The following is a 24,208-nucleotide window of genomic DNA, read 5'->3' as shown; positions in this document are numbered from 1 at the left end:
AGGCTCCGAGCGCGAGGAGCCCATCGTGACCAGCAACGACAACGACGCCGCCGCATTCCCCTACCCCCGCAGGTGCCCGTTCGCGGTGCCGGAGGAGTACGCGCGGCTGCGCGAGACGGGGGAAGTGCCCCGGGTGCCGCTGGCGGCCGGCGGCAGCGCGTGGATCGTGACCAGGTACGAGGACGTGCGCTCCGCGCTCGCCGACAGCCGGCTGAGCAACGACCGGACGCATCCCGGCTACCCGTCGCCGATCCCGATACCCCCCGCCATGCGCACCAACGGGTCCCTGCTGACCATGGACCCGCCCGAGCACACCGCGTTCCGCAAGCTGGTCAAGGCGGAGTTCACCCTGCAGCGGGTGCACTCCATGGAGCCGCAGGTCCGCAAGCTCGTCGACGAACACCTCGACGCCTTCGTCGCCGCGGGACCGCCCGCCGACCTCGTGTCCGCGTTCGCGCTGCCGCTGACCATGGCGGTCATCGGCGAGCTGCTGGCGATCCCGAGCGCGGACCGGGCCTCGCTGCACGAGGCGACGCGCGGCATGTTCGACGGCGCGCGGACGCCCGAGGAACGGCGGTCGGCCATCGCCTTCCTCGACCAGTACTTCGACGACTTCGTCGCCGCGAAGTACGACGACCCCGGTGACGACATGGTCAGCCGCATCATCGCCCGGAACCCCGAGCTGACCCACACCGAGGTGGTCCACCTCACGCGGCTGCTGCTCAACGGCGGCCATGACAGTACGGCGAGCATGATCTCGCTGGGGGTGCTGACGCTGCTTCAGCACCCCGAGCACTACGAAACTCTCGGTGCGGACCCGGCACTGGCCGAACCGGTCGTCGAGGAGCTGCTGCGCTACCTGAACGTCACGGACCTGGCCACGGCGCGCGTCGCCGCCGCCGACCTGATGATCGGCGGCAGCGCTGTCCGGGCCGGCGACGGCGTCTATCCGTCCACGGCGTCGGCCAACCGGGACCCCGACGTCTTCCCCGAGCCGGACGCCTTCGACCCGTTCCGCCCGGGCAACCGCAAGCACCTCGCCTTCGGTTACGGGCGGCACCTGTGCCTCGGGGCCGACCTGGCCCGCCTGGAGCTGCGGCTGGTGTTCGCCGCCCTCGCGCACCGGCTGCCGAAGCTGCGGCTCGCGGTACCGGTGGCGGACGTCGACCACCGGGACGGCGGCTTCGTGTACCGGCTCGGCAGCCTGCCGCTGGAATGGTAGGGGGACCGATGGCGAGCGACCGTACCGCCGCACTCCAGCAGGCCGTTCTCGCGGGGGAGCCGGAGGCGCTCGCCGGGCTGCCGGTGCCCCGCAGCTACCGGGGGGTGACCGTGCACGCCGACGAGGTCGGCATGTTCGAGGGCCTGCCGAGCCGGGAGAAGGACCCGCGCAAGTCCCTGCACGTCGATGAGGTGCCGACGCCGGAGCTCGGGCCCGGCGAGGTACTGGTCGCCGTGCTGGCGAGCGCGATCAATTACAACACCGTGTGGACGTCGTTGTTCGAGCCGCTGCCCACCTTCACGTTCCTGCGGCGCTACGGGCGGACCTCGCCGTTGGCGGCGCGGCACGACCTGCCGTACCACGTGGTCGGGTCCGACCTGTCCGGTGTGGTGCTGCGGGCGGGCCCCGGCGTGCACCACTGGAAGCCCGGCGACGCAGTCGTCGCGCACTGCCTCAGCGTCGAGCTGACGGCTCCGGACGGGCACGACGACGCCATGCTCGATCCGGAGCAGCGGATCTGGGGGTACGAGACGAACTTCGGCGGCCTGGGCGAGATCGCGCTGGTCAAGGCGAACCAGCTGATGCCGAAGCCGGCCCATCTCACGTGGGAGGAGGCGGCCGCTCCCGGGCTGGTGAACTCCACCGCGTACCGGCAGCTGGTCTCCCGCAACGGAGCGGCCATGAAGCAGGGCGACGTGGTGCTGATCTGGGGCGCTTCGGGCGGGCTCGGCTCGTACGCCACGCAGTACGCGCTCAACGGCGGCGCCCTCCCCGTGTGTGTCGTGTCGAGCCCGGAGAAGGCGGCGCTGTGCCGCAGGCTGGGCGCGGAGCTGATCATCGACCGCGGCGCCGAGGACTACCGGTTCTGGCGGGACGAGCACGAGCAGGACCCCAAGGAATGGCGGCGGTTCGGGGCGCGAATCCGCGAACTGACGGGCGGCGAGGACCCGGACATCGTCTTCGAGCACCCCGGGCGCGAGACCTTCGGCGCGTCCGTGTACGTCGCGCGGCGCGGCGGCACGGTCGTCTCGTGCGCGTCCACGTCGGGCTACCTCCACCAGTACGACAACCGGTACCTGTGGATGAACCTGAAGCGGATCATCGGTTCGCACTTCGCGAACTACCGCGAGTCCTGGGAGGCCAACCGGCTGCTCGCGAAGGGGCTGATCCACCCGACGCTGTCGCGGACCTACCGGCTGGAGGAGACCGGGCAGGCGGCGCTGGACGTGCACCGCAACGTCCACCAGGGCAAGGTCGGCGTGCTCGTCCTGGCGCCGGAGGAGGGGCTCGGCGTCACCGATCCGGAATTCCGCGCGAAACACCTCGACGCCATTATGACCTTCCGCGGGTCGAACGATTCACGAACGGCTTTCGAAAGGGATGCCCTAACGTCCCCGGCACACCACCGGGACAGGGAGGCGCCATGACGGCCGACATCCTCGCACGGGTCAAGGAGTTCACCGAGGCGGAACTCCTGGGGAAGGAAGCCTATTTCGACAGCCGGCCGTCCGTGCCCACCCCGGCCTCGGAAAAGCTGCATGCCGCCGGGCTCGCCAACTGGTGGATTCCCGCGGAATACGGTGGCGCGGGGGTCGGGCTGGAGGAGAGCGTCGACATCGTCTCCGAACTTTCCTACGGGGATGCCGGCTTCGCTTTCTCGTCCTTCCTCTCCATTCTCGGCACGACCATGCTCCACCTCTTCGGCGAGCGGCAGCTGGCCGCCCGGTACCTCGGGGAGATGGCACGGACGGGAGGCTTCTGCGGCATCCTCGTCAGCGAGGAGGGGGCCGGCAGCGAACTGGGCCGGACCGCCACGTCGTTCACCCGCACCGGCGATTCGCTCGTCATCACCGGCGACAAGTACTTCTCCACCAACACCGACGCCGCGGACTTCCTCCTGGTGGCCGCGCGGTCCGCCGCGGACGAGTCGGACTTCTCGGTGGTCCTGGTCCCGCGGGACACCGAGGGCATCGAGATCGTCCGGCGCTGGGACATGCTGGGGATGCGCGGTTCGGGGACGTACGAAGTACGGCTGCACGACTGCGTGGTGCCGGCGTCCCACGCGCTCTCCGGCAACGGCCTGCGCCTCCTGGAAGCGGGGCTCAACGCCAGCCGGACCCTGATCGCCGCCACCGCCATCGGCGTCTCCCGGCGCATCCGGGAGCTGTCGATGGAGTACGCGGCCGGCAAGTGGGTCAAGGGGGTGCCGCTGGTCAGCAACTCCGTCTTCATCGCCAAGCTGGGCCAGATCGAGATGCTGATCGACGTCATGCGCAACCAGTGCCGGGCGGCGGGCGCCGAGTTCGACGGCATCCTCGCGTCCCCGGTGCCCGCGGCGTCGATCTACCGCGCGGGGACGCTGCGGACGGCGCTGGCGGCCAAGATGTACTGCGGCCAGGCGGGCTGGTCGGTGGCCACGACGGGTTCGGAGATGTTCGGCGGACTCGGCTACACCAACGAGCACCTCATCAGCAAGCTCGTGCGCGACCTGCGGTACGTGGGGCTGGTCGAGGGGGGCGACGACGTCATCCGGGACCTGCTGTTCTCGCGGTACGTGGTGCCGGCCATGAAGAGGCGGTGAGGGCCGTGCGCATCCTGGTCGTACAGGGGAGCCTCGGCAGCCCGTCGCGGACCGCCGCGCTGGCCGGCCTGGCCACGGAGACGCTCACGGAATGGGGGCACGACACCGAGGTCTTCGACCTCCGCCACCACGACCTGCCCTGGACCGAGCCCGCGCCGCGCGACGGTGTGCTGAGCGGCGCGGGGGCGTCCGCCCGGCAGTTGGTCCGGGCGGCGGGGGAGGCCGACGCCTTCGTGTGGGCCAGTCCCGTTTACCACAACTCCTTCTCCGGGGTACTGAAGTGCGCCCTGGACCACCTGAGCCGTACGGAGGTGGGCGACAAGCCCGTGGCGCTGTGCGGGGACGGCGGGCGGCGGGGGAGCGAGCAGCCGCTGGAGCACCTCAGGACGGTGGCCCGCAGCCTGCACGCCGTGGCGACGCCCTCGGTGGTGACCACGCGGACGGAGGACTTCGCGCTGCGGGACGGGCGGTACGCCGTCAGCAACCCGGAAATCGTCACCCGCACCCGGCAGTTGTGCCACCAGCTGGTCGCGTTCGCCGATCTGTTGCGGCGGGGCCACGGAACGGCCGCGGCCGCTGTCGAGTTCCTGGAAGAGGTCCTGTAGGGCGGCGGCCGGAACCGGCGTACGGTTCCGGCCGCCGCCTCGTCCCCGGGCGACCGCCGGTCCTCAGAGCCGCTCCAGCTTTCCCGGCAGCAGGATATTGGCCTTGCGGGCCTTGTTCACCGCGTCGATGCGGGAAACCGCCCCCAGCCGCCGGAAGATGTTCCGCATATGGCGCTTGACCGTGGCCTCGGTCAGCGAGAGCTTGCGCGCGATCTGACCGTTCGTCATCGCCGTCGAGACCATGAGGAGAATCTCGGATTCGACGTGCGAGAGCATGGGACGGTTGACCTCGGCGAGCCGCTCTATCTCTTCCCGGGACAGTGAAACGGTGACGTGCCCCGAAGTGCCGGCGGCCATCCGGATGGCCATCTTGAGTTGTAATCCCGTGGTCTGCCTCGGCAGATAGGCGGAGATGCCGAGCCGGACCACGTCGATGACGTTGAACGATTCATCACCCGCGCCGATGAGGACGACGCGCGGTTTGGACGGCGTGCTGAGTATGTGCTCGGCGATCAAAGCCCCGTTCGCGTCGCACGCGCCACCGCTGATCACCGCCACTTCCGGCCGGCATTCCGCGATGCGCTGCCGGGCGGTTTCACAGGTCTCCGCGACTCCCACGACGTGCAGGTCGCTCTCCTGCGCGAGAAGGTGGCGGATACCGTCCAGGAACAGAGTCTGTGCACTGATCAGAAAAACCCTGACGCCCCCCGTGGTCACGAGCCTCACCCCGTGCAGGCTGGGAGCACAGAACACGCCACCGAGAATTCCCGCATAGTCGACATGCTTTCCCCCTAGGCATAGGCAGCCGCGCCCCGCTATCTCGGCGAATCGAATGAACATTCACTCATCGGCTGCGTGTGCGTGGCCAAAGGCTAGCAACGGAAGGCGGCCGGGACAACGGTGAGTAGACCCCCCATGGGGGAAGATTTTACCCAACCCATGGTTTGTCTTTGCCGTACGGTGGGCCTCGTCGGTGGGGCCACCGAGGCGGATATCCGCCAGCGTATCGAAAGATTCGCAAGAGAACCCCTGCGGGCCGGTCGGCGCGCCCTAAAGCCCGTACCGCCTGTTCCTTTGTCCCGTACGGTCGCTCGCGGCCTTCTGGCCCGCCTATATTCATGCCCAATTCGTTCGGGCTTGATTGGGCTTGAAAGGCGGTTTGCTCCGTGCTGAGCTTCAAAATTCTCGGCCCCCTTGAAGTGGTGAACGGCAAGGAAAGCTGCACCCCTACGGCACCCCGGGTGCTGAGAACTCTCGCACTGCTGCTGGTCCGGGCGAACCATGTGGTGCCGCTCCCCACGATCGTCGAGGAGCTCTGGGGCGAGAATCCTCCGCGCAGCGCGGCGACGACGGCCCAGACGTACATCTACCAATTGCGGCGGCTCGTCGACGATCAGGCGGTCGCCGGGCCGGGCAAGGACTTTCTCGCGACCCGCGCCCCCGGCTATGTACTGCGCTGCGCCAAGGAGCGCATCGACCTTTTCGATTTCCAGCGGCTCACCGCGGAGGCCCAGTCGCTGATGGACCGCGACCTGCCGGGGCCCGCCTCCGTGAAACTGCGCGAGGCGCTGGCCCTGTGGTCCGGATCGCCGCTGGCCAACGTCGAGACCGGGCCCGTCCTGGAGGGCTACCTCGCCTCACTGGAGGAGCAGCGCATACGGGCCCTGAACCTGCGCATCGAAGCGGACCTGCAACTGGGCCGCGTCCACCACCTCGTCGAGGAACTGCGTTCGCTGGTCGTGGAACACCCCTACAACGAGTGGTACCACAGCCTGCTGATCTTCTCGCTCGCCCGGGTCGGCCGCCGGCACGACGCCATGCAGGCGTACGCCAGGACCCGGCGCGTGCTCTCCCAGGACCTCGGACTGACCCCGTCCCGCGAACTGCTGCGCATCATCCAGGACGTGGTGCTGCACGACCGGGAGGAGCGGCCGCCCTTCCCCATGCCGTCTTCGAACGAGCCTCGAATCGCCTAGCCCAGGCTGGTCGGAGCACGACGACATCCGTCCACCGCCTTCCCGCGGACACAGCAGACACAGAGGAGTACGGCCGGCATGACCACGGAATCCCTGACCGCCGTCGACGCCCAGCTCCAGGCGTCGGTGCAGCAGTTCTACGCCCGGCACATGCAACTGCTCGACGACGGCCGCATCGAGGAATGGGCGTCGTACTTCACCCCCGACGGCACCTTCGCCGTCGACGGCATTCCGGTGCCGGCGCGCGGGCGGGAGGAGATCGTCGCCGGAGCGAGCCGCACGGTGGCGCAACTGGCCGAGCAGGGCATCATGCGCCGCCACTGGCTGGGCATGTCCGCGATCTCTCCGGCGAACGGCTCGGTGCGCGTGCGCAGTTACGCGCTCGTCGTCCAGATCACCAAGGAAGGCGCCGCCGTCCGGTCCAGCACCACCTGCGAGGACGTCCTGGTCGCCGACGGCGACGCGTGGCTCATTCAGGAGCGGCTGGTCAAGCAGGACGTACCCGCCTGACGCGGCGGGGCACGCGCGCAACGCAACGCAATACAACACAACGCAACGGCCCGCCGCGGCCCCGGGAGCACTTCCCGGGACCGCGGCGGGCCGTACTACTGGTCCGGCTCTCAGGCGTGACAGGTGGGCATGCCGCCGTGGTAGGCGGCCATTTCCTGGAAGGGCACCAGGATGTCGAGGTCCGCGCCCTCGCTGCCGCCGGCCAGCTCCGCATAGGCGCGGTGCACGTTGCCGACCACCCGCTCGGGGTCCAGCCAGCGGGCGAAGGCCCCGAGGTCGGCCCGGCGCGCGGTCTCCAGTGCGGTCCGGCCCGCTTCGTACCCCTCCCGCGCGATGCGCTGGATCCACAGCAGGTACTCCTCCGTGTCGTCGAGTACGGAGGGACCGCTCACCGGGCCGTGCCCCGGCACGATCGTGGTGGCGCCGAGCGACCGCAGCTCGCGCACGGTCCGCACGGACCCCTCGACCGACCCCATCAGGCAGAACGGCGTGACACCGGCCATGACGATGTCACCGCTGAACAGCACCTGGCGCTCGGGGATCCACACGATCGTGTCGTTGGTGGTGTGCGCGGGACCCGGGTGCCTGAGTTCAGCCGTGAGGTCGCCGAGGTGCAGCCGGAGAGAGTCGCGGAAGGTCAGCGTGGGCGGCGCCAGTTCGATGTCACCCCAGTCCACGTCCGGCCACAGCTGGGTCAGGCCCAGTCCCGCGCGCAGGATCTCGGTGCGGGCCAGCTCGTGGGCGACGACCGTCGCCCGCGGGGTGAACAGGCTGTTCCCGAAGTGGTGGTCACCGTGGAAGTGGGTGTTCACGACCAGGCCGGGGCCGCCCGGGACGACCTTCGCGACCTCGGCGCGCAGCCGCTCGGCACGCGGCCGGGTCGCGACGGTGTCCACCAGCACGGCGGTGTCACCGCCCACGACCAGGCCCGCGTTGTTCAGACACCAGCTGCCGTCCGGCTGCACGTAGGAGTACACGTCGTCGCAGACGGCCGTCAGCCGGCCGGCGCCGACTCCGCGCGGTGGGGCTGCCGTACTCATCGGGTCATCCCTTCTCCGTGGTGAGGACCATGGCGGAGGCGAAGCCGCCGTGGCCGGCTGCGAGGACCAGCGCCGCGTCGCAGCGCAGGCGCCGCGGACTTCCGGTGACCAGGTCCACCCGTGGATCGGTCGCGTCCGGCCGGACGTTGACCGCGGCCGGTATCACGCCGTCCCGCATAGCCAGCAGCGCGGTGACCGCGTCCAGCGCCGCGCCGCCGGACAGCAACCGCCCGGTCATCGTCTTCGGGGCGCTGACCGGGACGCCCCGCTCCCCGAAGAGCTCCGCCAGCACCCCCGCCTCGGCCCGGTCGGCCGCCGCCACGCCCGCGGCGTCGGCGAACACCACGTCGATCTCGCCGGGCTTCAGCGCCGCGTCCGACAGGGCGGTGCGCGCCGCGCGGAGCAGCCCCGCGCCGCCCGATCCGTGCGGGTCGGGGTCGAACGCGGCCCCGTACCCGGCGACGGTCCCGTAGACGTGCGGGACGCCGCGGTCCTTGGCGCCCGCCGCGGACTCCAGGACGAGCACCGCCCCGCCCTCACCCGGCACCCAGCCGCCGGCACCGCTGTCGAACGGCAGGTACGCCCGGTCGGGTCGGGTCTCGGTGCTGCGGCCCGGCGCGGTGGACTGGATGGCGACACCGTAGGGGCACAGCAGGCCGTCGATGCCGCCCGCCGTCATGAGCGGAGTGCCGCGGCGGACCCGGCGCCGCGCGTACGCCAGCGAGTCCAGGCCGCCGGCCTGCTCGGAGACGACCACGCCGCTGGGGCCCCGCATGCCGTGCCGGATGGAGATCTGGCCGGTGTTGACCGCGTAGTACCACGCGAAGGACATGTAGGCGCTGACCGACTCCCAGCCCTTGCCCCACAGGTTCTGCAGCTCGCGCTGGCCGAACTCCAGCCCGCCGGTGGCGCTGGAGACCGCGACGCCCATCGCGTACTCGGGCCACTCCGCGGGGACGACGGCCGCGTCGTCCAGCGCATGGTCGGCGATGTGCATCGCCAGCCGGGTCAGCCGGTCGGTCTGCGGCATGAGCTTCTTCGTGAACTCCGCCTCGGCGGCGAACGGCCCGATCTCGCCCGCCAGTCCCACCGGATAGCCCTCGGTGTCGAACCGGCTGATCGGCCGGATGCCCGACACCCCGGCCAGGGTGGCCTCCCAGTACTCCTCGACCCCCACGCCGTTGGGCGCCGCCACGCCCAGGCCGGTGACGACCACGCTCCCGCTCATGCGGCATCACGCCCCGCCTTGGTGAGCACCATCGCGCTCTGGAACCCGCCGAAACCGCTGCCCACGGTGAGTACGGTGTCCAGCCGCCCCTCTCGGGCCTCCCGGGGGACGTAGTCCAGGTCGCATTCCGGGTCCGGCTCCTGGAGGTTGGCCGTCGGCAGCACCACGCCGTGCTCCATCGCCAGCGCGCAGGCGGCGATCTCGATGGAGCCGATCGCGCCGAGCGAATGCCCGACCATGGCCTTGATGCCGCTCATCGGCGTCCGGTACGCGTGCTGCCCCAGGCTGCGCTTGACCGCCGCCGTTTCGTGCCGGTCGTTCTGCTTCGTACCGGAGCCGTGGGCGTTCACGTAGTCCACGGCGTCGGGGCTGACCCGCGCCCCGGCCAGTGCCGCGTCGATGGCGTCGGCCATCTCCCGCCCGTCCGGCTTCAGCCCGGTCATGTGGAAGGCGTTGCACCTGCTGGCGTAGCCGGCCACCTCGGCGTAGATGTGCGCGCCGCGCCGCCTGGCGTGCTCGTACTCCTCCAGCACCAGGACCGCCGCACCCTCACCGAGGATCAGGCCGTTGCGGGTGCGGTCGAAGGGCCGGCAGGCCGTGGCCGGGTCGTCGTTGCGCGTCGACGTCGCCTTGATGATGTCGAAACACGTCAGCGTGATGGGGGAGATGGGCGCGTCGGTCGCGCCGGTGATCACGACGTCGGCCTCGCCCTCCTGGATCAGCTCCGCGGCGTAGCCCACCGAGTCGATCCCCGAGGTGCAGCCCGTCGAGACCACCGTCGCCGGGCCCAGGGCGCCGGTCGTCCGCGCCACCTCGGAGGCGATGGAGCTGGGCAGGAAGTAGTCGTAGAGGTGCGGGACCGCGTACGCCGGGTCCACCACCCAGTCGGCGCCGGAGTTGCTCAGCACGGCGTACTCGCGCTCCATCGTCGTGGTACCGCCCACGGCACTCCCGATGGCCACGCCCGTACGCTCCGCGAGCCCGCCGTCCAGGGTCAGCCCGCTGTCCTCGACGGCCTCCCGCGCGGAGACCATGGCCAGCTGGGAGACCCGGTCGGTGCGGCGCGCCTCCTGCTGGGTCAGCCCGTGGGCCAGGGGGTCGAAGTCGCACTCCGCCGCGACCCGGCAGCGGTGCCCGCTCGCGTCGAACTGAGTGATCGTCCGGGTCGCGGTGGTACCGCTGCTGATCAGGTCCCAGAACGGTTTGCGTCCGATGCCCCCCGGCGCCGTGACACCGATACCGGTGAGGACAGCCCTGCGCGTCACCATGTCTCCTTCACCTCGGCGGCCAGCATCTCCAGCTGCCGCATGTGGGCCGAACAGGGCACGAAGACCACCTCGTCGCAGCCCGCCCGGCGGTAACCGGCCACCGCCTCGCGGACCTGCTCCGGACTGGTCGGCGTGGCCTGCACGAACTGCTCGACGGGGACACCTCCGAAGGCGTAGTACGCGCCGAGGTGCTCCCGGGCCTCCTCCACCGCCCGCGGGCCGAGGGAGAAGTAGGTCTGCGCGACCAGCCGGGGCCGGCCGGGCCTGCCGTGCGCCGTCCAGACCTCCTCGGCCTTCCGGGCGCGCTGCGCGAACGCCGCGGGCGGCGCGACGATCACCGCGCCGTCCCCGTGCCGGGCCATCCGCACCAGCGCGGCGTCGCTGCGTCCCCCGACCATGACCGACGGCGGGCGCTCGCCGGGGCTCGGGCCGATCTCCCCCTCGCGCCAGATGCGCCGCAGCTCCGCCAGTGTCGCGTCCAGCCGCCGGCCCCGGTCGTGATAGCCCGTACCGCTCCGCTCGAAGTCGTCCGGCCGGATGCCGGCGGCGACGCCGAGCGTGAGACGGCCGCCCGAGAGCCGGTGCAGTGAAGCCGTCTGCTTGGCGAGCAGCGCCGTGTCGCCGCGGCAGGCCGCGATCAGGACGCTGGTCGCCAGCCGGATCCGCTCGGTCGCCCCGGCCGCCACGGCCAGGGACACCAGGGGTTCGGTCCCGCCGCAGACCAGCCGGTCCAGGACCGACAAGGTCGAGAAGCCGTACGACTCGGCCGCCCGGGCCCACGTGGTGAGGTCCGCTCCGGTCACCTCGTCCACCATGCTGGGCAACGCTGTTCCGATGTCCATCCCGTGTCTTTCTCCTGCCTGGTAGGGCCTGGGCCTGGGGCCCATGTCGGCGCGTCAGCTGAGGGTGCGTCAGCTCTTGGTCAGCGAATCGGCGTAGAGCGGCGCGAGCTTGTCGAAGCGCAGCGCGGCGTGTGACGCGGCGACGGACACGTCACGCCAGTTGCGCTGCAGTGCGCCCGCCTGGTCCTGGGCCGCGGTACCGGCCGCCTTCATCAGCTCGTTCACCGCGCTGACCAGGAGCTTGCCGACGTACGCCGAGTCCCGCGCGTTGCGTGCGGCGTGCGGCCGGCAGCGCCCGGAGTCCAGGACCGCGGTGACGCGCTCCAGCAGCAGGGCGGCGATGTCGACCTCGGCGGCGGCGTGCGTCAGCGCGACGTCCAGCAGCAGGGTGCCGCCGGGCGCGCCCCTGCGCTTGCCCGCGACGGCCGCGACGCACGCGTCCAGCGCCGAGCGGGCCGCGCCCAGGGCGGGCGCCGCACAGGTGAGACCGCCGACCGCCATCAGCGGAACGTTGTGCTGAACGCGGTCGGAGGCGGTGTTCTGCCCGGCGACGACCTCGGCCAGCGGCACCGTCCGGTGCGCGGGCACCTCCACGCGGTCCAGCACCACCGTGTGCGTGCCGGTCGCCCGCATCCCCACCGCGTCCCAGGTGCGGTCCACGGTGAACTCGCCCTTGGGCACGGCCAGGAACATGGGGGCGGGTGCCCCGGGGCCCGGCCGGGGGCCGGCCAGCAGCGCCCAGTCGGCGAACTCGGCGCCGCTGACGTACGACCAGCGTCCGCTGACCCGGTAGCCGCCGTCGATCGCCTCGGCCTCGCCGGCCGGCACCAGGCCCGAGGCCCAGAGCGCGTCCGGGCCGCCGCCCCAGATCTCGTCCTGCGCCTTGCCGGGCAGGTGGGTGGCGAGCCGGCCGGTGTAGGCGAACATGGACCCGCACCACGAGGCGGACGCACAGGACTGCCCCAGGTCCGTCATGGCACGGGTCAGCTCACCGAACGTGCCGTCGTTGCCGCCGTACCGCGCGGGCACGAAGTGCCGGGGCACGCCGGACGTCACCAGCGCGTCGACGATCTCCAGGGGCAGTTGGCCCGAGCGGTCGGCCGCGGCCGCCCGCTCCGCCGCGAGCGCGATCACCTCGTCGCAGTGCAGCAGCGGCTCGGCGGTGTCCACCATCGTCTGTGTCACGGTGTCAGCTCCTGATTCCGGTACGGAGGGGAAGGGCGGTGGGGACTCACCGGGCGAGGGCCCGGGCGGCGCGGGCGAAGCCCGCGAGCGTGTCGCCGGGGCTGGGGCCGTCCACGGCCGCCCGGATCTTCTGCGCCGCGTCGCCGTGGCGGTGCAGGTCGACATGGCCGATGGTCACCAGGGTCGAGTCGGCGCCCAGCGGGACGAAGGTGATGACGACGCGGCTCGCGAGCGCGTCGTCATCGATGGCCGAGAACGCGCCGTCCACCAGCCAGGACATCTTGATCCTGCGGCCCTCCTCCCACTCCAGGACGCGGCCCCAGTCGCGCTCGTCACCACCGCGGCCGCGCTCGAACCAGCGCCCGCCGACGAACGGTTCGAAGACGACGGCCTCGCGGTCGTCGGTGATGCGGTGGTCGCTCGGCCACCACTCGGTCGGCTTCTCGGTGAACAGCGCGAAGGCGTCGGCCACCGGGCAGGGGACGTCGACGGATTTCCATACGGGGGGTACCGATGCGGATGAGGTCATGCCGGGAGCATGGACCGCCCTCTTCGACGCTCCGTCCAGCCCGGATCGAAGCGTCCGAGGTACCGAACCGGCCGAAAGCGGGCCGCCCACGCGCCAAGTCGCGGCCCGGCACGCATCCAGGACACGCCCTGACCTAGAGGGTGCCTAGTCTCTTCGGCCCGCGCCCGCACCCGCCGCGCGGGCTTCGCCGCCTCCGCGCCGACCACGAAGGGATGCGATCGCCATGGCAGTCGCCCGGCCACGCCGTTCCGCCGTACTGACCGCACGGGCACTGAACCGCGCGCTGCTCGCCCGCCAGCTGCTGCTGCGGCGGTCCGGGGACAGCCCGCTCGCTGTACTGGCGCACGTGACCGGGCAGGAGGCTCCACCGCCGCCCGCACCGCCGTACATCGGACTCTGGTCGCGCGTCCCGGACTTCGACGCCGACGAGGTGCCCGCGCCGGTGCCCGGCGCGGTCCGGTTCCTGCCGGCGGGACACCGGGGACGGCCGGGCCGGCCCGCCTTCGTGACGGCGGAGGCGTGGCGCGGCGCCCGCCCGCCCGGCGGGCCGTCACCCGCCGCGCTCGTGCACCGCTACCTCGCGGCCTTCGGGCCCGCCACGCTCGCCGACATCGAGAAGCGGTGCGGGCCGGCCGGTGTCGCCGCGTCCGCAGTACGGGAACTGGCCGGCTTCACGGACGAGGCGGGACGCGCGCTCTTCGACCTGCCCGGCGCGCCCCGCCCCGCCCCCGATGTCCCCGCTCCCGTGCGCTTCCTGCCCGCGGGCGACGCCGTCCTGCTCGCGCACGCCGATCCGTCGCGCCTCCTGGGCGGCCCGTTCCGGCGGCGGCTCGTCACGCGGCACGGCCACTGGCCGCCGGTCTTCCTCGTGGACGGGTTCGTCGGCGGCTGCTGGGAGGTGCGGTACGAGGGGAGCCGCGTACTCCTCGTACTCACGCCGTTCGGCACGCTCGCCGGGGACGAGCGTGCCGATGTGGTGGAGGAGGGCTGTCGCCTGCTGCGCTTCCTGCGGCCCGAGACCGATCAGCTGGACCTGGTCATCCGCCAGGACGGCGCTCGCTGAGGCAGCCGGTCAGGCCGCGGCCGTTCTTGCGGCCCAGCAGGCCCTGCGCCACCGCCTCCACGAGCAGCGCCGGGGGCTCCGTCTCCGGCGCCGGGAACCGCTCGTGCAGCCGGCGTTGGATGGCCAGTGAGACGTCCAGGCCGACCGTGTCGAGCAGCGCGAAGGGGCCGAGGGGGAAGCCGAAGCCCCGCGTCACGGCGGCGTCGACGGCCGCCGCGTCGGTGTCCGGCCGGGCCAGCAGCCGGACCGCGGCGCCGAGGTAGGGGAACAGCAGGCGGTTCACGATGAACCCGGCCGTGTCCGGGCAGTCGACCGTGGTTCTGCGCAGCCGGGCGCAGAACGCGCGGGCCCGCGCCACGGTGCCGGGAGCGGTGTCCGGCGGCGTGACGAGTTCGACGAGCCGCATCGCGGGGGCCGGGTTGAAGAAGTGCAGGCCCAGCGTGTCGCCGGCGCGGCCCGCGGGGGCGGTGCACTCCGCGACCGACAGGCTGGACGTGGTGGTGGCCAGCAGGGCGCCCGGCGCGCAGAGCGAGCCGAGCCGGGCGAACAGCGCCTTCTTGACCTCCGTGTCCTCGGCGACGGCCTCGATCACCAGGTCGCAGTCGGCGATCGCCGCCGGGTCGTCGGTGGTGGTCAGCAGGGTGAGCGCGCGGGCCTTGGCGGCCGGCTCGATGCGGCCCCGGCGCACCGCCCGGGTCAGCGAGCCCTCGACGGTTTCCCGGGCGCCGGCCGCCTTGGCGGGGCTGCGGGCGACGAGGACGGTGGGGAACCCCGCGGTCGCGGTGACCTCGGCGATGCCCCGGCCCATCGTTCCCGACCCCACGACGGCGACCCGGCGGACCGGCGCGGCACCGCCGCCCTCGGCGGCGTCTTCGGCGGAGTTCCCGGCACCGCCGTCTTCGGCGGCGTCTCCGGCACCGCGCCGGCCGGGAGCGGTGAGGTCCTGCATCGGCGCGTTCCCGAGCCGGTGCTCGGCGGCCATCCGGGCCAGCAGCGGGGCGGGCCGGTAGTACGCGTCTCCCGTGCCCTCCCACAGGTCCGCCAGGACGGCGTGCACGGTCCCGGCGCCCATGGTGTCCAGCAGCCGCAGTGGACCGGCCGGCAGGCCGCAGCCCAGCCGCATGGCCGTGTCGATGGCGTCAGCGGTGTGGTCGCCCTGTTCCAGGAGCGCGACGGCGCGGTTGAGCAGGCCGAGGACGAGGGCCTCCGCGTCCCGGGCCGGCCCCGCTCCGACGGTGACCGGTGCCAGGCCCAGGCGGGCCAGCAGGCCCCCGACGGCGCCGACGGCCTCGTCGCTCGTCAGGGCGGTGCGTACCACCTCCGCCGGCCCGCCGGGCGCGGGCGGCGTGAACAGGCGCAGGCCCACGGTCCGTTCGGGCCGCCCGGAGGCGAGGGCCGCCGCCATGAGCGGCACGGTGACGGCGGTGGTCACCAGGACGGCACCGGCGGGACAGGCCGCGCCGATCGCCCGGAGCACCTCCCGCTTGGTCTCGCGGTCGTCCGGTACCGCCTCGATCACCAGCTCCGCGCGGGCCAGCGCCGTCAGGTCGTCGGTGAGCCGGAAGTCCGGGGCGCGGTCCGGCGGACCGGGTGGCCCGCCGGGCTCCGCCGCGTCCCCGGTGAGGCGTGTGCCGGCCTCCTTCAACGCCCGCTCCGCCCGCGCGAGCGCCTGCGGATCGCGGTCGATCCCGGTCACGTCGTGGCCCGCGCCGTGCAGCAGCCGCAGCAGGGCCTCGCCGACGGCGCCGAGGCCCACCACCGCCGCCGGTGCTGCCTGCCGCGTCATGCCTGCGCTGCCTCGGGAGCGGCGAGCTGCCGGTTGACCAGCGTCAGGAAGTCGCGGGGCGTGGTCAGGTCCGCCGTGTCCTCCTCGGGCAGCTTGATCCCGTAGTGCTGCTCGATCTTGCTGGTCGTGTCGATGACGGCGAGCGAGTCGAAACCCAGGTCGGTGAGGGCGGCGTCGGTGATGTCGCCCTCCAGGTCGACGGACTCGTCCTCGCCCACGGCCCGGCGGAGGAAGTCCTTGAGGTCGTCGAGGGTCATTTCCTTTGTACCGTCCATGACGGACACCCTTCTCTTGCGTCTTCTGCGTCTTCGTCGGTTCGGGCGGAGCACGGCGCGCGGCGCGTACGGCGGCGGCCGGCGGTTCCTCGTGTCAGCGGGACTCGATGTGGGCCTTGGCGGTCGCCAGGGTGGCCCGGCTGTTGGCGCCCAGGGCGTTGCGCACCGCCGCTCTGGCGGCGTCGAGGGACGGCGGCGGATCGGGCAGCGCGGCCACCGCCTCCGGATCGATGATCACCGAGTGGCGGGAGGTGACCTGTACCCGGCCCGCGGGCAGCGCCTCGAACCGCCACTCGCCGGTGTGCGACCGCAGCACCTTGGGGAGCCGCACCTGCTTGTAGACGATCCGGCTCGTCGGCACGCAGACCCGTCCCGAGGTGGTGGTGTGCACCGACCCGTCGGGCGACCTGGTGTCCATCTCCATGAACTGCAGGCCCGGCGTCTCCTCCTTGAGGACGATCCGCTCGACGTGGGACAGCCGGTCGGCCCACCGGGCCGCGTCACAGAGGAAGTCGTACGCCTCCGCCGGGCTGCCCGCGATGACCTCCGAGTCCTCGAACTCCAGGTGCAGTACCGGGAAGTCGGCGGCGCTCTCCGCCGCCCGCTTGAGCGAGGCGAGTTCGGCTTCGCTGTTGGTGTCGACGGCCCGCGCGATGCGTTCCAGCGCCTCCGGCGCGTCCCCGACCGCCCGGTAGGCGTGGTCGAGCCGGACGGTGCATGTCCCATCGGTGCGCTCCGTGATGCGCCATGTGCCGGACATCGCGGCCACCGGGTCCCGCGGCTCGGTCTGCGCGAACTCGATCACCAGCCCTCTGGGGTCGAGCCGGCGCGTGGAAACCCACGTGCGGGGCTCGCCGTTGGCCAGCGCCCAGATCCTGATCCGCTCCGTGTCGCCCTCGGCCGCTATGCGCTCGGCGTGCAGGGTCGGCGGGAAATGCAGCGGCCACGACGTGACGTCGGAAATGATGCGGTAGACCTCGGACGCCGGAGCCGACACCTCGGCGCTGTGCGTCACTTGAGTGAGCGTCATGAATTCTCTCCCGTCGGGCTCAGAAATTGCCCAGGCCGCCGCAGACATTGATGGCCTGCGCGGTGATGGGGTCGGCCGCCCGCGTCGTCAAGTGGCCGACCAGGCCCGCCACTTCCTCCGGGGTGCTGTAACGGCCGAGCGGAATCTTCCCGTTGAACTTCTCCAGCACGGCTTCCTCGGTGATGCCCCAGTGCTGCGCGTATCCGGCACGAATGCGCTGCGCCATCGGCGTCTCCACGTAACCGGGACAGACGGCGTTGACGGTGATGCCCGTGGGGGCGAGTTCCAGCCCGAGGGCCTTGGTGAACCCGACCACCCCGTGCTTGGAGGCGCTGTACGGCGCCCCGTACACCACGCCCTGCTTCCCGGCGGTGGAGGCGATGTTGATGATCCGGCCCCACGACCGGTCCTTCAGACCGGCCGCCAGTACCGCCTTGGTGACCCGGAAGACGCTGGTCAGATTGGTGGCGATGACGTCCTGCCAGAGGTCGTCGGCGACCTCCGCCGTGATGCCGCCGCCGCTGCGCCCGGCGTTGTTGACGAGGATGCCGATCTCCCCGAACGCCCGGGCCGCCCCGACCATCTCCTCGATGGCGGCCACGTCCGTGACGTCGCACGCCGTGCCGTCGGCCGCGTACCCCTTCTCGCGCAGCTCCTCGACGGTGCCGGACACCCGCTCCGCGTCACGCGCGCAGAGGAATACCCGGTGCCCGCGCGCCGCCAGTTCGTACGCCACGGCAAGCCCGATCCCGCTCGTCGCGCCGGTCACCACCGCGGTGGTACCGCCACCCGTTCCCGATTCCATCAGGGCTCCCTTCGCCTTTCCCGGACAATCTGCCGGTGGTGTTTCGAAGTACGTCGGAGAAGTCGTCCAGCCCTCCGGTGGCCACGGTCGGACCCGGGCCGTCATTCCATTTGCGCGCTGATGAACGCGACCAGCGCCTCGGGAGTCCGGTGCTCGTTCACCGATTCGGCCGGCAGCCGCAGCCCGGTGGCGGCATTGAGCCGGTTGCGCAGATCCACGCCGAGCAGCGAGTCGAAGCCCAGCTCCTTGAAGCTCTCGGTCGGCGGAATGACGTCGACGTCGGCGTAGCCGAGGACTTCGGCGGCCTGACTGCGTACCAGGTCCATCAGGGCCTTGCGCCGCTCGTCCCCGGACGGCTGCGCCGGTGCCTCGTCGGCCGTGGCCGGCGGAGCGGTTTGCTGTTCGGACTCCGATTCCGGCTCCGGCGCGGCCGCGGGCGCGCCGCCGCGGGGCAGGAGGTCGGCCAGCAGCGGCGAGACGCGGCCGCCGGCGGTCAGCTCCGAGGCGTCCAGCCGGATCGGCACCGTCAAGGCGGCCGCCGACTCCCGTGCCGTATCGAAGAGTTCCAGCGCACGCTCCGTGGCCAGCGGCGCGATGCCCGCGCGCCGCATCCTGCCGAGGTCGGCACCGGAGAGGTGCCCTGTCATGCCGCTGCGCTCCTCCCACAGCCCCCAGGCCATCGACACCGCCTCCAGGCCGCGCGCCCGCCGGTACTGCGCCAGCGCGTCGAGGAAGGCGTTGGCGGCCGCGTAGTTGGCCTGTCCCGGCTCGCCCAGCACGCCGGCCGCCGAGGAGAACAGCACGAAGGCGGAGAGGTCCAGATGGGCCGTCAGTTCGTGCAGGTACCAGGCCGCCTCGACCTTCGGCCGCATGACGTCGAGCAGCGCGTCGGCCGTCAGGGACGTCAGCAGCGCGTCGTCCAGTACGCCCGCGGTGTGCAGTACGGCCGACGGCGGGTGCTCCTCGATCAGCCGCGCCAGCGCCGCCCGGTCGGTGACGTCACAGGCCACGACGCTCACCTCGGCACCGAGGTCCGTCAGCTCGGCGACGAGCCGCGACGCGCCGCGCGCCGTGCGGCCGCGCCTGCTGGCCAGCACCAGCCTGCGGGCGCCGTGCCGCGTCACCAAGTGGCGTGCCACCAGGGCCCCGAGCGCACCCGTACCGCCCGTGATCAGCGTCGTCCCGTCCGGCTCGAAGGAGCGGGGCATGGTGAGCACCAGCTTCCCGCGGTGCCGCGCGCGGCTCAGCAGCCGCAGGGCCCGCGGTCCGTCGCCGACGTCCCAGGTGGTGGTCGGCAGCCGGCCGAGTGCCCCGCTCTCGAAGAGCGCGACCAGTTCCGCCAGCACCTTCCCGATGTGCTCCGGGTCGACCCCCAGGATGTTGTACGCCTCGTAGGTCACCCCCGGGTGCGCGGCCGCGACCTCATCGGCGTCCCGGATATCGGTCTTGCCCATCTCGGCGAACCGGCCGCCGGGCGCCAGCAGCCGCAGCGACGCGTCGATCGCCTCGCCCGCGAGGGAGTTCAGGACCACGTCGACGCCCCGCCCGCCGGTGGCGGCGCGGAACCGCTCCTCGAACTCCAGGGACCGGGACGAGGCGATGTGCGCGTCGTCCAGCCCCAGTTCGCGCAGCATGCCGTGCTTGGCCGGGCCGGCGGTGGCGAAGACCTCCGCGCCCAGGTGGCGGGCGAGCTGGAGCGCCGCGAGCCCGACGCCGCCAGTCGCGGTGTGCAGGAGTACCGACTCGCCGGGCCGTATCCGCGCGATCTCCACCAGGCACTGGTATGCGGTGATGTACACGATCGGCACCCCGGCCGCCTGTACGTACGACCAGCCGGCCGGCAGCGGCCGGATCATCCGGGAGTCCGCGACGGCGACCGGCCCCAGCGACCGCTCGAAGACGCCGAACACGCGGTCCCCGACCCGGAAGTCCGTCACCTGCGCGCCGGTCTCGGTCACCACCCCGGCGCCCTCGCTGCCCATGGTCTTCTCGGTGGCGACGAGCCCCAGCCCGACGGCGATGTCCCGGAAGTTGAGCCCCGCGGCGCGCACCGCGATCCGTACCTCCATCGGCCCCAGCGGCGCCTCGGCCTCCGGGTGCGGCAGCAGCGCCAGGTTGTCCAGCGTGCCCCTGCTGGTGACGTCCAGCCGCCAGGCGCCCTCAGCGGGCGGCCGCAGCCGTTCGTCCGCGGCCGGCCGGGCCAGCCGCGGCCGCCACAGCTCGCCCGCCCGCACGGCGACCTCGGGCTCGCCGCACGCGAGCGCGCCGGGCAGCCCGGCGAGCGACGCCGGGTCCTCGTCGAGATCGATCAGCTGGAGCCGGCCCGGATGCTCCGCCTGCGCGGTGCGGACCAGCCCGGACAGCGTGGACTGCGCGAGCCCGGCCACCGCCTCGCGGCCCCCGACGGCGCAGGCGTTCCGCGTGACCACGGCCAGCCGCGAGCCCTCGAACCGGGGATCGCCGAGCCACGTGCGCAGCAGCTCCAGCCCCGATACGGCCAGCGAGGTCGCCGCCGCGGGCAGCCCGGCGTCGTCCCGGAACGCGACCGCCACCACCTCCGGGGCCGGGAGCGGCAGCGCGTCCAGGCCGGTGACGTGCAGCGGAGCACCCAGCGAGAGCGGGCCGACCGAGGCCCACGCGAGGGGCTCTGCGGGTCCGTCGCCGCCGACCGGCTGCCAGACGACCTCCAGGGCCTCGCCCCGCGCGGCGTCCTCGGGGGAGGGGAGCAGCAGCAACGCGCCGATGTCCGCGACGGTCCGGCCCTCGGTGTCGGTGGCGGTCAGCGACACCCGGTCGCCGTCCGGGGTGACCCGCACGCGCAGCCGGTCGGCGCGGAGGCCGGCCGTGAGCCGGACCCGGTTCCAGACGAACGGCACGAGCAGTGCGCCCGGCCGCGCCACGACCACCGCGTGCAGCGCGGCGTCCAGCAGCGCGGGGTGCACCACGAAACCGTCCGCGGGGCCCGCGGCGGCGGTCAGCGCCACCTCGGCGAAGAGTTCGTCGCCGCGTGTCCACATCTCCCGCAGCCCGGCGAAGGCGGGACCGTATCCGTACCCCCGGGCGGTCAGCTCGTCGTACGCGCCGGACAGGTCCGTCCGCCGCGCACCGGCCGGCGGCCACACCTCCGGCGCCGGCCGCTCCCCGGAAGAGTCCGCGGTCCCCGGGCCGGCCGTGAGCACGCCGGACGCGTGCCTGGTCCAGCCCGTCCCGTCCTCCTGCCGCGAGCTGACCGTCACGGCCCGCCCCCGGCCCTCGGCGGCGGGCTCCACGACGACCCGCAGGTCGGCGCCGCCCGACTTGTCGAGTACGAGGGGGGCCTCCAGGGTGAGTTCCTCGATGGTCCCGTCACCGGTCGCGGCGCCCGTACGGGCGACGAGGTCCAGGAAGGCCGTCGCCGGGAGCAGGACGGCGCCCCGCACCTGATGGTCGGCGAGCCAGGGGTGCCGGTCCAAGGACACCCGTCCGGTCGCCACCACGCCGCCCGACGGCAGGTCGACGACGGCGTCGAGCACGGGATGGCCGTCGGCGGCGCCGCCCGCGGCGGGCCGCGCGGGCGCGGCCGTGGCCGTCGGCGTGGGCAGCCAGTACCGGTCCCGGTCGAAGACGTACCCGGGCAGCTCGGCCGGGCGGCCGCCCGGCAGCAGCGCCGCCCAGTCCACCCGCACCCCGGCCACGTGCGCCGCGGCCACGGAGCACAGGAACTGCCCCGCGCCGCCGCCGTCGCGCCGGACGGTGCCCAGCACCGTCCCGGGAACACCGCGCTCCGCCAGTACCTCCTGGATGCCGTACGCGAGTACCGGATGCGGGCTGACCTCGATGAACGCCTGGTGGCCCGCGTCGGCCAGGGCGTCCACGGCGGGCCCGAACCGCACGGTGCGCCGCAGGTTCTCGTACCAGTACTCCGCGCCCATGACCGTGGTGTCCACCGGCTCCCCGGTCAGCGTGGAGTACAGCGGGACGGCCGCCGGACCGGGCGCGACGCCCGCGAGGTCCCGGGCGAGCCGGTCCTCCAGCAGCTCGATGTCGGCGGTGTGCGACGCGTAGTCGACATCGATCCTGCGGGCGTCGACGTCCCGCTCCGCGCAGAGCGCCAGCAGACGGTCCAGCGCCTCCGTACTGCCTGCCACGACCGTGCTGCGGGGCCCGTTGAGCGCGGCGCAGCTCACGCCGCCACCGACGGCGGCCAGCAGCTCCTGGGTGCGGTCGGCCGGCAGCGGTACGGACACCATGCCGCCCGTGCCGGCGAGTTCGCGCAGCGCCTGACCGCGCAGCGCGACGATCCGCGCGGCGTCCTGGAGGCTCAGCGCGCCGGCCACGTACGCCGCCGCGATCTCCCCCTGGGAGTGGCCCACGACCGCGCCCGGTTCGACGCCCGCCGCTCGCCACATCGCGGCCAGCGAGACCATCACGGCGAACAGCGCGGGCTGCACGACGTCCACCTGGTCCGGGAGCTCACCGCGCAGCACGTCCGTCAGCCGCCAGTCGCAGTACGGCGCGAGCGCCGCCTCGCACTCCTCGACCGACCGGCGGAACGGCTCCGAGGAGTCCAGCAGTTCCCGCCCCATCCCCGGCCACTGGGAGCCCTGACCGGGGAAGACGAACACCGGCCGGGCGGCCGCTCCGGTGGCCTCCGCCGCGACCACGGCGGGCGCACGGTAACGCCCCAAGGACGACGGCACGGGGGCGCCGTCCGCGACCTGGGCGAGCCCCGCCAGCAGCGCGTCGCGGTCCTCGCCGACCACGACGGCGCGGTGCGGGAACCGGGTGCGCGACGCCAGCGTCCGGGCGACGTCCCCGGCCGGTGCGTCCGGGCGGTCGCGGAGGAAACCGGCCAGCGCCCCGGCCTGGCGCCGCAGGGACTCGCCGGTGGGCGCCGAGACCTGCCACGCCAACGGGCCCGCCGGCTCTCCGGCGTCGCTCGCCGACGGCTCCGGCAGCGCGTCGGGCGCCTCCAGGATCACGTGGGCGTTGGTGCCGCTGATGCCGAACGAGGAGACCGCGGCCCGCCGCGGCCGCTCGCCCCGCGGCCAGGGCCGGGCCTCGGTCAGCAGCGCGAGCCCGCTGCCCGCCCAGTCCACGTGCCGGCTCGGCACGGCGGCGTGCAGCGTGGCCGGCAGCGTTCCGGCCCGCATCGCCCCGACCATCTTGATGATGCCACCGACCCCCGCGGCGGCCTGGGCGTGCCCGATGTTGGACTTCAACGAGCCCAGCCACAAAGGCCGTTCGGCACTGCGGCCCTTGCCGTAGACCTCGGCCAGCGCCAGCGCCTCGATGGGGTCGCCCAGCTCCGTCCCCGTACCGTGCGCCTCCACCGCATCCACGTCGGCGGGGGAGAGTCCGGCACGGTCGAGCGCCGCCCGGATGACCTCCGTCTGCGCCGGACCACTGGGTGCCGTCAGGCCGTTGCTGGCCCCGTCCTGGTTGACGGCGTCGCCGCGGATCAGGGCGAGCACGCGGTGCCCGTGGGCGAGCGCGTCCGAGAGCCGTTCGAGGAGCAGCAGGCCCGCGCCCTCGGCCCAGGCCGTGCCGTCCGCGCCGTCGGCGAACGCCTTGCAGCGCCCGTCGGCGGAGAGTCCGCGCTGCCGGCAGAAGTCGATGAACAGCCCGGGCGACGCCATCACGGCCACCCCGCCGGCCAGCGCCAGGTCGCACTCGCCCTGCCGCAGTGCCTGCGCCGCGAGGTGCACGCCCACCAGTGACGAGGAGCAGGCCGTGTCCACGGTCAGCGCCGGGCCGCGCAGCCCGAAGCAGTACGCGATCCGGCCCGACGCCACGCTGGTCGTGCTGCCGGTGATCCGGTACCCGCCCGTACCCTGGCTGTCCTCGTGCAGCCGGGGCCCGTAGTCCTGGGGCATGGCGCCGATGAACACACCGGTGCGGCTGCCTTTCAGCGCCTCCTTGGCGAGCCCGGCCCGCTCGAACGTCTCCCACGCCACCTCCAGCAGCACCCGCTGCTGCGGGTCCATGCCGGCGGCCTCGCGCGGGGAGATGCCGAAGAAGCGGGCGTCGAACCGGTCGGCGCCGGAGAGGAATCCGCCGTACCGGGTGTAGGACCTGCCCTCCACGCCCGGCTCGGGGTCGTAGAGGTTCGCCAGGTCCCAGCCCCGGTCGGCGGGGAAGCCGGAAATGGCGTCGGTGCCGTCGGCCACCAGACGCCACAGGTCGTCGGGGGAGGCCACGCCGCCCGGGTACCGGCAGCCCATGGCAACGATCGCGACGGTGTCGTCCGGGAAGGCCGGAGGAAAGTCCGCGGCAGTCATCTG

Annotated in this window: 19 protein-coding genes; 7 read left to right on the top strand and 12 right to left on the bottom strand. The window is 73.1% G+C overall.

Translation table 11 applies throughout. The annotated features are described in order from the left end of the window. The first annotated feature begins 25 nt into the window (after positions 1–25). The 4 genes from ACIGXO_RS27595 to ACIGXO_RS27580 are packed head-to-tail and all read left to right on the top strand — an operon-like array spanning position 26 to position 4,408. On the top strand, positions 26–1,222 hold the full coding sequence (locus ACIGXO_RS27595; RefSeq protein WP_399792113.1) for a cytochrome P450: 1,197 nt from the start codon (positions 26–28) through the stop codon (positions 1,220–1,222). An 8-nt stretch (positions 1,223–1,230) separates the two neighbouring features. Further along, positions 1,231–2,649, top strand: coding sequence for a crotonyl-CoA carboxylase/reductase (gene ccrA, locus ACIGXO_RS27590; protein ID WP_399792111.1), 1,419 nt, complete (start codon positions 1,231–1,233; stop codon positions 2,647–2,649). Then, positions 2,646–3,803, top strand: a complete 1,158-nt coding sequence (locus ACIGXO_RS27585) for an acyl-CoA dehydrogenase family protein (RefSeq protein WP_399792109.1) — start codon at positions 2,646–2,648, stop codon at positions 3,801–3,803. Before ccrA ends, ACIGXO_RS27585 begins: the two co-directional genes overlap by 4 nt. Continuing rightward, positions 3,800–4,408, top strand: a complete 609-nt coding sequence (locus tag ACIGXO_RS27580) for an NADPH-dependent FMN reductase (RefSeq protein WP_399792107.1) — start codon at positions 3,800–3,802, stop codon at positions 4,406–4,408. The genes ACIGXO_RS27585 and ACIGXO_RS27580 overlap by 4 nt, the downstream gene beginning before the upstream one ends. Positions 4,409–4,471: 63 nt before the next feature. On the opposite strand, the gene ACIGXO_RS27575 is transcribed toward ACIGXO_RS27580, so the two are convergent. After that, complete coding sequence (locus ACIGXO_RS27575) at positions 4,472–5,134, bottom strand: response regulator transcription factor (RefSeq protein WP_399792105.1); 663 nt, start codon at positions 5,132–5,134, stop codon at positions 4,472–4,474. A 515-nt stretch (positions 5,135–5,649) separates the two neighbouring features. On the opposite strand from ACIGXO_RS27575, the gene ACIGXO_RS27570 reads away from it, so the two are divergent. Then, positions 5,650–6,384, top strand: coding sequence for a BTAD domain-containing putative transcriptional regulator (locus ACIGXO_RS27570; protein ID WP_399792103.1), 735 nt, complete (start codon positions 5,650–5,652; stop codon positions 6,382–6,384). 78 nt (positions 6,385–6,462) lie between these two features. Next, entirely contained in the window at positions 6,463–6,894 is a 432-nt protein-coding gene (locus ACIGXO_RS27565) for a nuclear transport factor 2 family protein (protein WP_399792101.1), read from the top strand. A gap of 110 nt (positions 6,895–7,004) precedes the next feature. Here the strand turns inward: ACIGXO_RS27565 and ACIGXO_RS27560 are convergent, their stop codons facing one another. The 6 genes from ACIGXO_RS27560 to ACIGXO_RS27535 form a co-directional block, all read right to left on the bottom strand. After that, a complete protein-coding gene (locus ACIGXO_RS27560) occupies positions 7,005–7,934 on the bottom strand; it encodes an MBL fold metallo-hydrolase (RefSeq protein WP_399792099.1) in 930 nt (309 codons plus the stop codon). Between the two features lie 4 nt (positions 7,935–7,938). Further along, complete coding sequence (locus tag ACIGXO_RS27555) at positions 7,939–9,162, bottom strand: beta-ketoacyl synthase N-terminal-like domain-containing protein (protein ID WP_399792097.1); 1,224 nt, start codon at positions 9,160–9,162, stop codon at positions 7,939–7,941. Then, positions 9,159–10,430 (bottom strand): beta-ketoacyl-[acyl-carrier-protein] synthase family protein, encoded by a 1,272-nt coding sequence (locus ACIGXO_RS27550; protein WP_399792095.1) that lies wholly within the window; start codon positions 10,428–10,430, stop codon positions 9,159–9,161. Before ACIGXO_RS27550 ends, ACIGXO_RS27555 begins: the two co-directional genes overlap by 4 nt. Continuing rightward, positions 10,424–11,272, bottom strand: coding sequence for an LLM class flavin-dependent oxidoreductase (locus ACIGXO_RS27545; RefSeq protein ID WP_399792093.1), 849 nt, complete (start codon positions 11,270–11,272; stop codon positions 10,424–10,426). The genes ACIGXO_RS27550 and ACIGXO_RS27545 overlap by 7 nt, the downstream gene beginning before the upstream one ends. A gap of 69 nt (positions 11,273–11,341) precedes the next feature. Next, entirely contained in the window at positions 11,342–12,457 is a 1,116-nt protein-coding gene (locus ACIGXO_RS27540) for an acyl-CoA dehydrogenase family protein (protein ID WP_399792091.1), read from the bottom strand. Positions 12,458–12,503: 46 nt separating this feature from the next. Beyond that, entirely contained in the window at positions 12,504–12,986 is a 483-nt protein-coding gene (locus ACIGXO_RS27535; protein ID WP_399792089.1) for an SRPBCC domain-containing protein, read from the bottom strand. A gap of 223 nt (positions 12,987–13,209) precedes the next feature. Between ACIGXO_RS27535 and ACIGXO_RS27530 the strand changes: the two genes are divergently transcribed. Beyond that, a complete protein-coding gene (locus tag ACIGXO_RS27530) occupies positions 13,210–14,049 on the top strand; it encodes a DNA glycosylase AlkZ-like family protein (RefSeq protein ID WP_399792087.1) in 840 nt (279 codons plus the stop codon). Here the strand turns inward: ACIGXO_RS27530 and ACIGXO_RS27525 are convergent. From ACIGXO_RS27525 to ACIGXO_RS27505, 5 genes are all read right to left on the bottom strand, one after another. Beyond that, entirely contained in the window at positions 14,024–15,835 is a 1,812-nt protein-coding gene (locus ACIGXO_RS27525) for a 3-hydroxyacyl-CoA dehydrogenase family protein (protein ID WP_399792085.1), read from the bottom strand. The genes ACIGXO_RS27530 and ACIGXO_RS27525 overlap by 26 nt on opposite strands. Continuing rightward, positions 15,832–16,110, bottom strand: coding sequence for an acyl carrier protein (locus tag ACIGXO_RS27520; RefSeq protein WP_399792083.1), 279 nt, complete (start codon positions 16,108–16,110; stop codon positions 15,832–15,834). The genes ACIGXO_RS27525 and ACIGXO_RS27520 overlap by 4 nt, the downstream gene beginning before the upstream one ends. Positions 16,111–16,204: 94 nt before the next feature. Further along, entirely contained in the window at positions 16,205–17,140 is a 936-nt protein-coding gene (locus tag ACIGXO_RS27515) for an aromatase/cyclase (RefSeq protein WP_399792081.1), read from the bottom strand. 19 nt (positions 17,141–17,159) lie between these two features. After that, positions 17,160–17,945, bottom strand: coding sequence for an SDR family NAD(P)-dependent oxidoreductase (locus ACIGXO_RS27510; protein ID WP_399792079.1), 786 nt, complete (start codon positions 17,943–17,945; stop codon positions 17,160–17,162). A gap of 101 nt (positions 17,946–18,046) precedes the next feature. After that, on the bottom strand, positions 18,047–24,205 hold the full coding sequence (locus ACIGXO_RS27505; protein ID WP_399792077.1) for a type I polyketide synthase: 6,159 nt from the start codon (positions 24,203–24,205) through the stop codon (positions 18,047–18,049). Positions 24,206–24,208 lie beyond the last annotated feature (3 nt).

The organism is Streptomyces sp. NPDC053542 (assembly GCF_044544685.1).
GTDB lineage: Bacteria > Actinomycetota > Actinomycetes > Streptomycetales > Streptomycetaceae > Streptomyces.
Note: the sequence above shows the minus strand (reverse complement) of the source record. Positions and strands in the feature narration are given on the sequence as shown.

Bases quoted from the DNA above. Each gene is read 5' to 3' on its own strand.
- ccrA (WP_399792111.1), top strand. From the start codon at position 1,231: ATGGCGAGCGACCGTACCGCCGCACTCCAGCAGGCCGTTCTCGCGGGG.
- ACIGXO_RS27585 (WP_399792109.1), top strand. From the start codon at position 2,646: ATGACGGCCGACATCCTCGCACGGGTCAAGGAGTTCACCGAGGCGGAA.
- ACIGXO_RS27565 (WP_399792101.1), top strand. From the start codon at position 6,463: ATGACCACGGAATCCCTGACCGCCGTCGACGCCCAGCTCCAGGCGTCG.
- ACIGXO_RS27560 (WP_399792099.1), bottom strand. From the start codon at position 7,934: ATGAGTACGGCAGCCCCACCGCGCGGAGTCGGCGCCGGCCGGCTGACG.
- ACIGXO_RS27555 (WP_399792097.1), bottom strand. From the start codon at position 9,162: ATGAGCGGGAGCGTGGTCGTCACCGGCCTGGGCGTGGCGGCGCCCAAC.
- ACIGXO_RS27550 (WP_399792095.1), bottom strand. From the start codon at position 10,430: ATGGTGACGCGCAGGGCTGTCCTCACCGGTATCGGTGTCACGGCGCCG.
- ACIGXO_RS27545 (WP_399792093.1), bottom strand. From the start codon at position 11,272: ATGGACATCGGAACAGCGTTGCCCAGCATGGTGGACGAGGTGACCGGA.
- ACIGXO_RS27535 (WP_399792089.1), bottom strand. From the start codon at position 12,986: ATGACCTCATCCGCATCGGTACCCCCCGTATGGAAATCCGTCGACGTC.
- ACIGXO_RS27530 (WP_399792087.1), top strand. From the start codon at position 13,210: ATGGCAGTCGCCCGGCCACGCCGTTCCGCCGTACTGACCGCACGGGCA.
- ACIGXO_RS27525 (WP_399792085.1), bottom strand. From the start codon at position 15,835: ATGACGCGGCAGGCAGCACCGGCGGCGGTGGTGGGCCTCGGCGCCGTC.
- ACIGXO_RS27520 (WP_399792083.1), bottom strand. From the start codon at position 16,110: ATGGACGGTACAAAGGAAATGACCCTCGACGACCTCAAGGACTTCCTC.
- ACIGXO_RS27515 (WP_399792081.1), bottom strand. From the start codon at position 17,140: ATGACGCTCACTCAAGTGACGCACAGCGCCGAGGTGTCGGCTCCGGCG.
- ACIGXO_RS27510 (WP_399792079.1), bottom strand. From the start codon at position 17,945: ATGGAATCGGGAACGGGTGGCGGTACCACCGCGGTGGTGACCGGCGCG.
- ACIGXO_RS27505 (WP_399792077.1), bottom strand. From the start codon at position 24,205: ATGACTGCCGCGGACTTTCCTCCGGCCTTCCCGGACGACACCGTCGCG.